Annotated in this window: 11 protein-coding genes; 8 read left to right on the top strand and 3 right to left on the bottom strand. The window is 73.8% G+C overall.

The window, feature by feature from the left end; translation table 11 throughout:
• Positions 1–64 precede the first annotated feature (64 nt).
• The 3 genes from ACZ4Z1_RS39895 to ACZ4Z1_RS39905 all read left to right on the top strand — a co-directional run bounded on the left by ACZ4Z1_RS39895 (position 65) and on the right by ACZ4Z1_RS39905 (position 3,243).
• Positions 65–2,008 carry a beta-N-acetylhexosaminidase family protein gene (locus ACZ4Z1_RS39895; RefSeq protein WP_468491625.1) on the top strand — a complete coding sequence of 648 codons (1,944 nt, stop codon included), beginning with the start codon at positions 65–67 and terminating at the stop codon, positions 2,006–2,008.
• The gene (locus ACZ4Z1_RS39900) at positions 2,005–2,673 is read left to right on the top strand and encodes a thiaminase II/PqqC family protein (RefSeq protein WP_468491602.1); all 669 of its coding nucleotides are present in this window, start codon (positions 2,005–2,007) and stop codon (positions 2,671–2,673) included. The genes ACZ4Z1_RS39895 and ACZ4Z1_RS39900 overlap by 4 nt, the downstream gene beginning before the upstream one ends.
• A 126-nt stretch (positions 2,674–2,799) precedes the next feature.
• On the top strand, positions 2,800–3,243 hold the full coding sequence (locus tag ACZ4Z1_RS39905) for a DUF732 domain-containing protein (protein ID WP_468491603.1): 444 nt from the start codon (positions 2,800–2,802) through the stop codon (positions 3,241–3,243).
• A gap of 53 nt (positions 3,244–3,296) precedes the next feature.
• On the opposite strand, the gene ACZ4Z1_RS39910 is transcribed toward ACZ4Z1_RS39905, so the two are convergent.
• A complete protein-coding gene (locus tag ACZ4Z1_RS39910; RefSeq protein WP_468491604.1) occupies positions 3,297–4,004 on the bottom strand; it encodes an RraA family protein in 708 nt (235 codons plus the stop codon).
• Between the two features lie 110 nt (positions 4,005–4,114).
• Here ACZ4Z1_RS39910 and ACZ4Z1_RS39915 point away from each other — a divergent pair, with 110 nt between their 5' ends.
• Entirely contained in the window at positions 4,115–5,542 is a 1,428-nt protein-coding gene (locus tag ACZ4Z1_RS39915; RefSeq protein ID WP_468491605.1) for an inositol monophosphatase family protein, read from the top strand.
• Between the two features lie 13 nt (positions 5,543–5,555).
• On the opposite strand, the gene allB is transcribed toward ACZ4Z1_RS39915, so the two are convergent.
• Complete coding sequence (allB, locus tag ACZ4Z1_RS39920; protein WP_468491606.1) at positions 5,556–6,893, bottom strand: allantoinase AllB; 1,338 nt, start codon at positions 6,891–6,893, stop codon at positions 5,556–5,558.
• A 438-nt stretch (positions 6,894–7,331) separates the two neighbouring features.
• Between allB and ACZ4Z1_RS39925 the strand changes: the two genes are divergently transcribed.
• Positions 7,332–8,135, top strand: coding sequence for an IclR family transcriptional regulator (locus ACZ4Z1_RS39925; RefSeq protein ID WP_468491607.1), 804 nt, complete (start codon positions 7,332–7,334; stop codon positions 8,133–8,135).
• A 21-nt stretch (positions 8,136–8,156) separates the two neighbouring features.
• Here ACZ4Z1_RS39925 and ACZ4Z1_RS39930 read toward each other — a convergent pair whose 3' ends face one another.
• Positions 8,157–8,474, bottom strand: a complete 318-nt coding sequence (locus tag ACZ4Z1_RS39930) for a DUF5955 family protein (protein WP_468491608.1) — start codon at positions 8,472–8,474, stop codon at positions 8,157–8,159.
• A gap of 241 nt (positions 8,475–8,715) precedes the next feature.
• On the opposite strand from ACZ4Z1_RS39930, the gene ACZ4Z1_RS39935 reads away from it, so the two are divergent.
• The 3 genes from ACZ4Z1_RS39935 to ACZ4Z1_RS39945 all read left to right on the top strand — a co-directional run bounded on the left by ACZ4Z1_RS39935 (position 8,716) and on the right by ACZ4Z1_RS39945 (position 12,191).
• On the top strand, positions 8,716–9,378 hold the full coding sequence (locus ACZ4Z1_RS39935) for a nucleotidyltransferase family protein (RefSeq protein WP_468491609.1): 663 nt from the start codon (positions 8,716–8,718) through the stop codon (positions 9,376–9,378).
• A 224-nt stretch (positions 9,379–9,602) separates the two neighbouring features.
• Positions 9,603–11,231, top strand: coding sequence for a malate synthase A (aceB, locus tag ACZ4Z1_RS39940; RefSeq protein WP_468491610.1), 1,629 nt, complete (start codon positions 9,603–9,605; stop codon positions 11,229–11,231).
• A 168-nt stretch (positions 11,232–11,399) separates the two neighbouring features.
• On the top strand, positions 11,400–12,191 hold the full coding sequence (locus tag ACZ4Z1_RS39945; protein WP_468491611.1) for a VOC family protein: 792 nt from the start codon (positions 11,400–11,402) through the stop codon (positions 12,189–12,191).
• Positions 12,192–12,224 lie beyond the last annotated feature (33 nt).

Here is a 12,224-nt window from a genome sequence, read left to right on the forward strand (position 1 = left end):
CAGACGCCTCCCCCCCCCCTTCCTTTTTTCTTTTCTCTCCCCCCCCCTCCTCCCCACACCCCCTCTGTCCGCTTCCCCCTTTTGGCTTCCCCCTCCCCCCCCCCCCCCCCCCGGCCCGGCCATCAGCCCGGCACCGCAGTCGGTCCGCGCCCTCGGCGGCCGGGTCACCATCACCCCGACCGTCACGGTCGTGGCCGGGCCGAAGGCCGACGGCCCGGCGCTGGAGGTCGTCGAGCGGGCGCTGAAGCGGGCCGGCGCCGACCGGGTCGTACGGGCCGCGGAGGCGCGCCGGGGGCTGACCGTGTACGTGGACGGCGAGGGCGCCGCGCGGACCCTGGCGGACCTCGGCGCGCGCGGCACCGCCGGGCTGCCGGCCGAGGGGTACGCGCTCGCCGTCGGCGGCGGCCGGATCGCGCTGGCCGGCGCGGACGCCACCGGCACGTACTACGCCGCCCAGTCGCTGCGCCAGCTCCTGCCGCACCGCGACCGCCCCGGCGCACGGGTGCGCGGCACCGCCGTACGCGACTGGCCGGCCACCCGGCTGCGCGGCGTGATCGAGGGCTTCTACGGCACCCCCTGGTCGCACGCCGCGCGCCTGGACCAGCTCGACTTCTACGGCGCGCACAAGATGAACACGTACGTCTACTCGCCCAAGGACGACCCGTACCTGCGTGAGAAGTGGCGCTCGCCGTACCCGGCGGACCAGCTCGCGCGGCTCAAGGAGCTGGTGGACCGCGCGCGGGCCCGGCACGTGGAGTTCAGCTACGCGCTCTCGCCCGGCCTGTCCGTCTGCTACAGCTCGGACGCCGACCTCAAGGCGCTGACCGGCAAGTTCCAGGCGCTGTGGGACATCGGCGTACGGACCTTCGCGGTGCCGCTGGACGACATCAGCTACACGGACTGGAACTGCGCCGCCGACAAGGAACGTTTCGGCACCGGCGGGGGCGCCGCCGGAGCCGCCCAGGCGCACCTCCTGAACCGGGTGAACCGGGAGTTCATCGCCGGGCACCGGGACGAGGGGGCGCAGCCGCTCCAGATGGTGCCGACCGAGTACTACGACGTGAAGGCGACGCCCTACAAGGCGGCGCTGAAGAACCGGCTCGACCCGGACGTGCTCGTGGAGTGGACCGGGGTGGGGGTCATCGCGCCGGTGATGACCGTCGCCCAGGCGGACGCGGCCCGGCAGGTCTTCGGCCATCCGATCCTGACCTGGGACAACTACCCGGTCAACGATTACGTCACCAACCGGCTGCTGCTCGGGCCCTTCAACGGGCGCGAGCGGGGGCTGCCCGGGCGGCTGGCGGGGATCACGGCCAATCCCATGATCCAGCCCGCCGCTTCCAAGATCGCCCTGTTCACCGTCGCCGACTACGCGTGGAACGACCGCGCCTACGACGCCCGCACCTCCTGGGCCACGGCGATCGAGGAGCTGTCCGGCGGCTCCCCCCGCACCGGACGCGCCCTCCGTGCCTTCGCCGACGCCCACTACGGCTCCGCCCTCAACCCGCAGCAGTCGCCCGAACTGGCCGCCGCCGTCCGCCGCTTCTGGGCCGGCGGGAGCGCGGAACGCCTGGACGCGGCGCTGCGCGGACTCCAGCGCGCCCCGGGTGTACTGCGCGCCTCCCTCCCCGACCGCGGCTTCGTCGCCGACAGCGGGCCCTGGCTGGACGCGACCGCCGCGTGGGGCCACGCCGCCCGCACGGCGCTGCGCATGGTCCAGGCGTCCCGCTCGGGCGACGAAGCGACGGCACAACGGCTGCGCGAACGGCTCCCGGCACTGGTCGCGGCCGCGAAGTCGTACGTCTATGTCGACATGAACGGCAAGCGCGTGCCGGTCCTGGTCGCCAACGGCGTGGTGGACACGTTCGTCGCGGACGCCATCGCCGAACAGGACGGCGGGGGCGGCGTGGTCACGCAGAACCGCAGGCAGGCCGGTGCGGACACCCGGCAGGACCCTGCGCGGGAGGCTCGTACCCGGCAGGACCGGACACGGGAGGCCCGGCCATGACCCGTGGAACCGATCTGACCGCCGACGGCATCCTGGAAGCCGCTGTGCGGGAACTGGCGCCCGGCGCGTCCGGCAACCCGGTCGTGGCGCGGATCGCCGCGGGTGAGGCGCCGCGCGAGGTCTTCACCGTGCTCGCCCTGGAGCAGCGCCTGATCATCGACTCCGACCGGCGCAGCTTCCGCCACCTGGCGCGCCGCGCCGACGGCGACCCGCCGGTGGCGGCGTTCTTCGAGGCGCTGGCCGACGGCGAGTCGCTGGCGCTCGAAGCGCTGCGGGGCCTCGCGGAGGCCTGCGGACCGGCCGCGGACGCCGTACGGGAGTACGTGCCGCGGGCCGGGTGCCAGGCGTACCCGTCGTACGTGGCCCGGCTGGCACTGGAGGCGGAGCCCGCCGACGTCGTGGTCGCCCTGGCCGCCAACTTCGCGGCCTGGGGCGGTTACTGCGCCACCGTCGCAGCCGCCCTGCGCACCCGCTACGCCTTTCCCGATGCGGCGTGCGCCTTCTTCGACTTCTTCGCCGGGCCCGCCGCGGAACTCGCCGGCCCGGCCCACGACGCGGTGCGGCACGGCCTCGGCACGTCGCGGGTCACGCCCGGCCTCGCGTACCGTCACGGCCGGCTGCTCCAGGCGTACGAGCTGATGTTCTGGACCGCGCTCGGGGAATGACCGCCCGCGCGCGGCGCACCGCGGCACCCGCGGAAACAGGGAGCTTCATTTTTTTCCAATTCCTCTTAGCAGCAGGCGCTTTCCCTGTCAGAATGACCGCTCATGTCCACGGGTCAGGGGAGAATCGTGAAACACCGCACCACCATCGCCTTGTCCACCGCTCTCGTCGCCGCCGCGGGACTCACCGCGTGCGGCGGCAGTGCCAAGAGCGAGAGCCGGCCGGCCGCCTCGCCGACGGGTGCCGGTGCCCCGTCGGCGGAGCAGGCGCCGTCCAAGGCGATCGCCGACGCGGAGGCGCGGCTGGGAATTCCCCCGAAGCCGGACGCCGCGACGCAGGCGCGCTACACAGCCGCCCTCGACGCGATTTCCCGGGACATCGTGAACGGCAAACCGGAACGCGCGGTGAGCCGCGGCAGAAGCACCTGCGGCGCGATCCACTCCTTCCCGAAGGACCACGCCAAGCAGGTCGACCAGACCCGGCAGCGTTTCTCCGGGGCGACGCAATTCACCCCGGAGCAGGCGGATAAGATTCTGCAGGCCGTGCACACCCACCTGTGTCCGAAGAATTGAGCGTCGCGGGCCTTTCCCGCCGCACACGTGCCGTGTGAGGGGGCGCGGGACCGTCATTCCTCGACGGCCCCGCCCACGGCCCGCAGATGCTCGCGGAATGTCAGCGCGGGGTTCCGCCGGCGCCCGGCGAGATACGCGGCGAACCCCAGCTGCCGGCGCAGCGGCTCGCCGTCCCGGATCCGGTCGGCCTGGCGGCGCTCGGTGTCACGCACCGACTCCGCGAGCGCGAGGAGTTCACCGGCACCCGCGGCGGGCAGGAAGAGCACCCCGTCGTCGTCGCCCAGCACCAGATCCGCGCGGCCGACGGTCCACTCCCCCACCATGGCGCTGTCCAGCGCGCCGTCCGGGCGGGTGTCCAGGCGCCGCGGCCCGGTGGGCGTGGCGCCCAGGCTGAAGACGGGCAGGCCGATCTCCCGCAGCTCGGCCGTGTCGCGGTGCAGGCCCCAGATGACGATGCCGTCCAGCCCGGCGGCCTGCGCCTCCAGGGCCACGAGGTCGCCGACGCAGCTCTCGTCGGTCCGCCCGGCGTTGTCGGCCACCAGCACATCGCCGGGCGCGGCGGCGTCCAGCGCTTCGAGGAAGATGTCGACACTGCCCGCGTGCCGGGCGGGCAGCACCCGCCCGGCCAGCCGGGTACCCGAGGCCAGGGCCCGCAGCGGCGGGGGTGCGCAGCGCACCGGTGTCCGGGCGCGCAGGCACGCGTCCGCGAGGTGGGCCGTGGTCAGCGTCGCGAACCGCCGTCGCAGCTCTTCGTGTTCCATGCCGCACTCCTTCTCCGGGCGGGTCCGGGGACCGGTGCCGAACGGACGAGGTGCGCATACCTTCCACCGCCGCCGCTCCGGCGCGCCAGGGGCTGTGGCAGGCTCGGTTCATGGATCTTCCCACCGGTGCCCCGCCCGTCTCCCAGGAGTTGTTCGCCTTCGCCGTCCGTCTCGCCACGCGTGCCGGGCGGATGAGCGCCGAAGCGTTTCACGGTGACCGGACCTCGTCCGTACACGAGCCGGACGGCACCGAGGTGACCGCGGTGGACCTCGCCGTCGAGGACTTCATGCGGAAGGAACTGGCCGCCGCGTACCCCGAGGACGCCGTGTCCGGCGAGGAGGCCGGGCCGCGGGCCGGGACGTCCGGTCGGCGCTGGGTGATCGCCCCCGTCAACGGCACCCGGCAGTTCACCGACCGCGTGCCGACGTTCTCCTGCGACCTGGCCTACGAGGACGAGTACGGGCCCGCGATCGGCGTGGTGCACTTCCCGATGAGCCGCCGGACGGTGGCGGCCGGGCGCGGCCTCGGCTGCCGGCTGTTGCTCGGCGAGGACCCGGACCCGCTGGAGGCGCTGCGGACGGACCGCGGGCGGCTGCGCGCCGGCGACCGGACCGAGCCGAACGGGGCCGGGCCCCGGACCGAACTGAGCGGGGCCAGGACGCAGGCGCACAACATCGCGGGGTGGCCGGAGACGCTGCTGACGGCTCTGCACCGGCGGGTCTTCCTCGTCCCCACGGGTGGCGGTGTGCTGGACGTGCTCACCGGGCGGGCGGACGCCCTGGTGGCCGCGGGGCCCGCACCGGGGTACGAGGATCTCGCCCCGCTGCCGGTGATCGTCGCGGAGGGCGGCGGCCGGATCACCGACCTCACCGGCGCGCCCGTCCTGGAAGGGGACGGCTCGGTGCTGATCACCAACGGGCCGTTGCACGACGCGTTCCTGGAGGTCGTGGCGGAGTCCGGGGAGGGGCACGACGCGCGGGCCCTCCTGGTCGACGCCCACCCGGGGTGGGCGGCCGAAGGGGCCGCGCTCACCTCGGAGCTGCTGTCCCTGCTCGTCCCGGTGGCCCGGCGGGCGGAGCACATCGGGAGCACGTCCGTGCCGGGCATGGCGGCGAAGCCGGTCTTCGACCTCCAGGTGAGCGTGGCGGACCTGGCGGAGGCCGCGGACGCCTTCGACACGCCGCTGGCGGCACGGGGATTCGTCCGCTCGCGGCACGAGAGCGACCACGTACCGGCGGGCCGGGACGATGATCCGGCCTGGTGGGCGAAGCGGCTGTGGACGCGGCGCGGCGGCCCCGGGCCGGACGTCAACCTGCACGTCCGGCGCGTGGGTTCGCCGAACGAGCGGCTGGCGCTGCTGTTCCGCGACTGGTTCCGCGCCCACCCGGAGGCGGTCCCGGCGTACGCCCGCTTCAAGCGCGAACTGGCTCACCGTACGGCGGACATGGGCAGCTACGCGGAGGTCAAGGACCCGGTCGTGGACCTGGTGGCCGAGGTCGCGGAGACGTGGGCCGCGCAGACCGGGTGGCGCCCCTGAGGAGCGCCGGCACCTACCGAGGCCGGTCGAGCAGCTGCCCCGACGGCTCGGACAGCGTCCCGCCGTCGTTGATCCGCCGACCGCGCAGCCAGGTGGACCGTACGACGCCGTGCAGGGTGCGCCCCGCGTAAGCGGTGATCTTGTTGCGGTGCTGGAGTCCGGCCGGGTCGACGGTGAACGTCGCGTCCGGGTCGAGCACCGCGAAGTCCGCGTCCCGGCCGGGCTCGACGGCGCCCTTGTGGTGCAGTCCGACGAGCGCGGCGGGTGCGGTGGCCATCCAGCGGGCGACGTCCTCCAGGGTGTGGCCGCGCTCGCGGGCGGCGGTCCAGATGGCGGGCAGGCCGAGCTGGAGGGAGGAGATGCCGCCCCAGGCGTCGCCGAAGTCGGGGGTCTTCAAATCGGCGGTGGACGGTGAGTGGTCGGAGACGACGCAGTCGATGGTGCCGTCGGCGAGGCCCTGCCACAGCGCGTCCTGGTTGGCCGCTTCGCGGATCGGCGGGCAGCACTTGAACTCGGTGGCGCCGTCCGGGATCTCCTCGGCGGTCAGGGTGAGGAAGTGCGGGCAGGTCTCGACGGTGATCCGTACGCCGTCGGCCCGGGCGTCGGCGATCAGCGGCAGCGCGTCCGAGGAGGACAGGTGGAGTATGTGGACCCGGGCGCGGAGCCGCCGGGCGAGCGTGATCAGCCCGGCGATCGCGTCGTTCTCGGACATCCGGGGGCGGGAGGCGAGGAAGTCGGCGTACCTGGGGCCGTGCGGCTGCGGCGCGGCCGCCAGGTGGTCCGGGTCCTCGGCGTGCACGATGAGCAGGCCGTCGAAGCCGGCGATCTCGCCGAGCGCGGCGGCCAGCTGCTCCTGGTCGAGCTGCGGGAACTCGTCCACGCCGGACGGGGACAGGAAGCACTTGAAGCCGAAGACGCCCGCGTCGTGCAGCGGCCGCAGGTCCTTGACGTTGCCGGGTACGGCGCCGCCCCAGAAGCCGACGTCGATGTGCGCCTTGGGGCGCGCGACGTCGCGCTTGGTGTGCAGGTTCGCCTCGGTGGTGGTGGGCGGCAGGCTGTTGAGGGGCATGTCGACGAGGGTGGTGATGCCGCCGGCCGCGGCCGCCCGGGTGGCGGTCCAGAAGCCTTCCCACTCGGTGCGGCCGGGATCGTTGACGTGCACGTGGGTGTCGACGAGGCCGGGCAGCAGCACGTCGTCGCCGAAGTCCTCGACCCGCGCCCCGGCCGGTGCGGGGGCGTCGTGCGGGAGCAGCTCCGCGATCTTCCCGTCCCGGACGGTGACGGTCGCCGCGCGTGTCCCCCGCGGGGTGACGACGCGCGTGGAGCGCAGCACCAGATCGATCTCGGACACCCGGTCCCCTCTCGTGCGGTTCCCGCGGGCTTCCGCACCACGGAATTCAACTTTCTGTTGAAGGAGTCTCACCCCAGGGCCGTGAGCCGTCAAGACCCCGCCGGACGCGCGGCGGTGGCACGGATCGCGCCGGTCCGGAAAACGGCGGAGGCGGGTTCGTGGCGGGATCACGCACTCCGCCGAAGCGATTGGAGGATTCCACAGAATGGATACCGAGTTTCACCCAGCAGAACGTAGCTCCGGCCAGTGGCCGGGCCCGGCGATCGCGGGTAGCGCCCGGGCACGGCCGGAGCCCGGGCCCTGACCGGCGGGAACGAGTGTGCGACGGGCCGTGTGCCCACCGGAGCAGACCGGTAGGCTGCTCCCGGTCGGTCCCGGCACCCTTACACCCCAGCCCTGCGCCGAGCCCGCCACCACCTGCCCCGAAAGGAACGCGTCGTGCCGCCGTCCAGCGCCAGCACTTCCGCCGCCGCAGCCAAACCCGCAGCCGCCGGCGGTGGCGTCCAGTCCCTCGAGCGCGCCTTCGACCTGCTGGAGCGGATGGCCGACGCCGGCGGCGAGGTCGGTCTGAGCGAGCTGTCGACCAGCAGCGGACTGCCGCTCCCGACGATCCACCGGCTCATGCGCACCCTCGTCGCCTGCGGCTACGTCCGCCAGCAGCCGAACCGCCGCTACGCGCTCGGCCCCCGGCTGATCCGCCTCGGCGAGAGCGCCTCGCGCCTGCTCGGCACCTGGGCCCGGCCGTACCTGGCGCGCGCGGTCGAGGAGACCGGCGAGACGGCCAACATGGCGCTGCTGGACGGCGACGAGATCGTGTACGTCGCGCAGGTGCCGTCCCGGCACGCGGTCCGGATGTTCACCGAGGTCGGCCGCCGGGTGCTGCCGCACTCCACGGGCGTGGGCAAGGCGCTGCTGGCGGGCCACCCGCCGGAGGAGGTGCGGGCCCTGCTCGGCCGTACGGGGATGCCGGCCGCGACCGAGAAGACCATCACCGACCCGGACCGCTTCCTGGACGCCCTCGAAGAGGTCCGCAGACTCGGCTACGCGATGGACGACAACGAGCAGGAGATCGGCGTCCGGTGCATCGCGGTGCCGGTACCCGACTCCCCCACCGCGGCGGCCATCTCCATCTCCGGCCCGACCGGCCGGGTGACCGAGGCGTCGACCGACAAGATCGTCCCGGTGCTCCAGGAGATCGCCGCCGAACTCTCGGTGGCGCTGGCCAACCAGAACCCGGCGTAGCGCTCCACCCCCGGCCGGGGTTCAGAACCGGCGCGGCGCCTCCCCGTACATGCCGATCAGATCGCGTACGTCCGCGAGCGCGGGCGCCAACGCGCTGACCGAGCCGACCGCTCCCGCGATCAGCAGCAGGGAACGGCGCAGCCGGGAGACCTCGGGGTCACCGGCGCTCACCAGGGCGTACAGCGCGGCCAGTTCGCCGTCGGCGGCCGCACGGTCGGGCAACTCCGCCGGAAGGACGGCCAGTTCACGACGGAGCCGGGCCACCGCCCCGCACAGGGCGACGGCCCGTGGATCGTCCCCGGCTCCTGCGACTCGCCCGTGCTTCTGCCTCTGCTCCACAACGACGTTACCCTCCACGGCCGTTGGCCCCGCTCCACGACGCGGGCCAGTTAACGCCACCCTGTGCGGCGCGCGCCACACGGAGAGCGAAATCAGGATCACCGAATTCCGGTGCGCGGCGGGCGCCGCCATGCGGTACCGTCCTCGGCCCGGCCCCGCTCCCACCGCCACACCCGGCCCCGCAGCACTCCGAGCACCCGGCAGCGCCCCGTAGCGCCCGGCCATGAGGTAAGCAGGCCCCATGGCACACATCGCATCCCCCGCCCCGGACGCCCCTTCCGCACGCCGCCCGGTCGCCGGGCTGCTGCTCGCAGCGGGCGGCGGGCGGCGGCTGGGCGGCCGCCCCAAGGCGCTGCTGGATTTCCGCGGGCGGCCGCTGGTCGAGAACGCGGCGCGGGTCCTGCGGGAGGGCGGCTGCGGCCCGGTGTGCATCGTCCTGGGCGCGGCGGCCGGGACCGTACGGGAGCGGGCCGGCCTCTCGGCGTACGAGACGGCCGAGAATCCGGACTGGGCGCAGGGCATGGGGTCGTCGCTGCGCGTCGGACTGGCCGCACTGGCGGACTCCGGGGCGGGCGCCGCGCTGGTCTCGCTGGTGGACCAGCCGGGCATCGGCGCCGCGGCGGTGGCGCGGGTGATCGCCGCGTACGAGGGCGGCGCCGACCTGGTCGCGGCGGCGTACGACGGGAAGCGCGGGCATCCGGTGCTGTTCGGGGCCGCGCGGTGGGCGGCGGTGGCGGCCGGCGCGGCCGGGGACCGCGGGGCGCGCGCGTATCTGGCGGAGCACGAGGCCGCCCTGACTCTCGTCGAGTGCGCGGACGTGGCCGAGCCGTACGACATCGACACCCCGCGGGACCTGTTCCGCCTGGAGTCGCCGGGCGCGCCCCGGGCAGACGAAGGGCAGTGACCTCGGTGGCACTCGGAGTCATGGGATCACCACTTGTGTCGACGGAGAGAATCTCGACATCAACAAACCATTGAAGTTCCGCGATAAGGAAACTACTCTCCACTGGTCAGAAGCGCCCTGAACCCCAACGGCGCCCGCCACCGCCGGCTGCGACCCGCGGCACCCCGTGCCGCGCACCCGCCCGGCGGCCGCCCGGGCACCGCCGCTGAATGGAGTGACAGCTCATGTCCGCACCAGCGCCGTCCCCGCTGGCCATCGTCGATGTCGACCCCGGCAAGGCCCCCGCCCGCCAGGACGAGATCCTCACGGAGGCCGCGCTGACCTTCGTCGCCGAACTCCACCGCCGGTTCACCCCGCGCCGCGACGAACTGCTCGCCCGCCGCGACGCGCGCCGCGCCGAGATCGCCCGCACCAGCACCCTGGACTTCCTGCCGGAGACCGCCCACGTCCGCGACGACGACAGCTGGCGCGTCGCCCCGGCACCCGCCGCCCTCGACGACCGCCGGGTGGAGATCACCGGTCCCACCGACCGCAAGATGACCATCAACGCGCTCAACTCCGGCGCGAAGGTCTGGCTCGCCGACTTCGAGGACGCCTCCGCCCCCACCTGGGAGAACGTCATCGGCGGTCAGGTGAACCTGATCGACGCGTACGAGCGCCGGATCGACTTCACCGACCCGAAGAGCGGCAAGTCCTACGCGCTGAAGCCCGCCGAGGAGCTGGCCACCGTCGTCGTCCGGCCGCGCGGCTGGCACCTCGACGAGCGGCACCTCCAGCTCGACGGCGCCCCGGTCCCCGGCGCGCTGGTCGACTTCGGCCTGTACTTCTTCCACAACGCCCAGCGCCTGCTGGACCTCGGCAAGGGCCCGTACTTCTACCTGCCGAAGACCGAGTCGCACCTGGAGGCCCGCCTCTGGAACGAGATCTTCGTCTTCGCTCAGGACTACCTCGGCATCGCGCAGGGCACCGTCCGCGCCACCGTCCTCATCGAGACCATCACCGCCGCGTACGAGATGGAGGAGATCCTCTACGAGCTGCGCGACCACGCCTCGGGCCTGAACGCCGGCCGCTGGGACTATCTCTTCTCCATCGTGAAGAACTTCCGCGACGGCGGCGAGAAGTTCGTGCTGCCGGACCGCAACGCGGTCACCATGACGGCGCCCTTCATGCGCGCGTACACCGAACTCCTCGTCCGCACCTGCCACCGGCGCGGCGCGCACGCGATCGGCGGCATGGCGGCGTTCATCCCCAACCGCCGCGACCCGGAGGCCAACGAGACGGCGCTGGCCAAGGTCCGTGCCGACAAGGACCGCGAGGCCGGCGACGGCTTCGACGGCTCCTGGGTCGCCCACCCCGACCTGGTCCCGGTCGCCCGCGCCTCCTTCGACGCGGTGCTCGGCGACAGGCCGCACCAGAAGGACCGGCTGCGCGAGGACGTCGCGGTCTCGGCCGCCGACCTCATCGCCGTGGACTCCCTGGACGCCCGGCCCACCTACCAGGGCCTGGTGGACGCGGTCCGGGTCGGCACCCGCTACATCGAGGCGTGGCTGCGCGGCCTCGGCGCGGTCGCCATCTTCGGCCTGATGGAGGACGCGGCCACCGCCGAGATCTCCCGGTCGCAGATCTGGCAGTGGGTGGACGCGGGCGTCGTGTTCGAGAACGGCGAGAAGGCCACCGCGGACCTGGTCCGCAAGATCGCCGACGACGAACTGGCCGCCATCCGCGCGGAGACCGGCGACGAGGCCTTCGCCGCCGGCCGGTGGCAGCAGGCCCACGACCTCCTCCTGAAGGTCTCCCTGGACACCGACTACGCGGCGTTCCTGACCCTGCCGGCATACGAGCTGCTGGACTGACCGGCGGACGAGACGCCGGGCAGGCCTGCGTACGGCCCTGACGGGCAGTCAACCCCGGGGCCACCGCCCTGCAGTGGCACCCCCGGGCCGAGGGGCCCGTGCCGCGGTGCACGGGCCCCTTCCCCACCTTTAGGTTAGGGTGACCTCACCAACTTGGGGAGGGTTTCCATGACCGCCACGCAGCCGATCCGCACCCCGGATCTCCGTCCGGCCGAAGCACCGCGCTTCGACCACCTGCTGCACTGCGTGCCGGACGTGGCCGCCGCCGTTCGGGACTACACGGCGGCCGGGCTGCCCGCGCACACCAACCCCGTGCACGAGGGCTTCCAGAACGGCGCCTGGCGGCTGGACGACCGGTACGTCGAGATCCTGACCATCGTCGACCCCGCGGCGTACGCGCCGTCCGCGTTCGGCCGGGCGACGGCCGCGTGGCAGCCCCGTATCGACGCGCTCTTGGCGGCCGGCGGCGGCCCGCTGAACTTCGCGGTCCACGTCACGGACACCAGCGCCACGGCCGAGCGGCTGCGCCGCGCGGGCCACGAGGCCGACGTGCACGACTTCTCCTTCCAGGAGGGCCGGGTCACCTTCCAGGAAGCGATCCTGACGGGCGTCGGCGTCCCGCCCTGGGCCCCGTTCTTCATCACCGTCCGTGCCGACCCCGCGCTCCGCCGCGAGCACGAGACCTCCGGCCGCGTCGACCGCGGCGCCTTCGACCTCGCCGGGTTCCTCGTCGAGACGCCCGACCCGCACGGCGCCGCCACCTGGCTCAGCACGCTCATGGGCATCCCGGTGGACGCGGCCGGCACCGCCGTACCCCTCGAAGGCGGCCGGGTGCAGTTCACCGCCGGACCGGCCGACCGCATCACCACGCTGCTGCTGGCGGGCGACCGGCCGCCGCGTACGGAGATCGCCGGGCTGCGGGTACGCGGAGTGGACGACCGGGACGCGCCGGTGCGGTGACCCGGATCCGTGCGGTGATCGGGACCGCTGGAC

This window comes from Streptomyces sp. NPDC030165 (assembly GCF_055573595.1).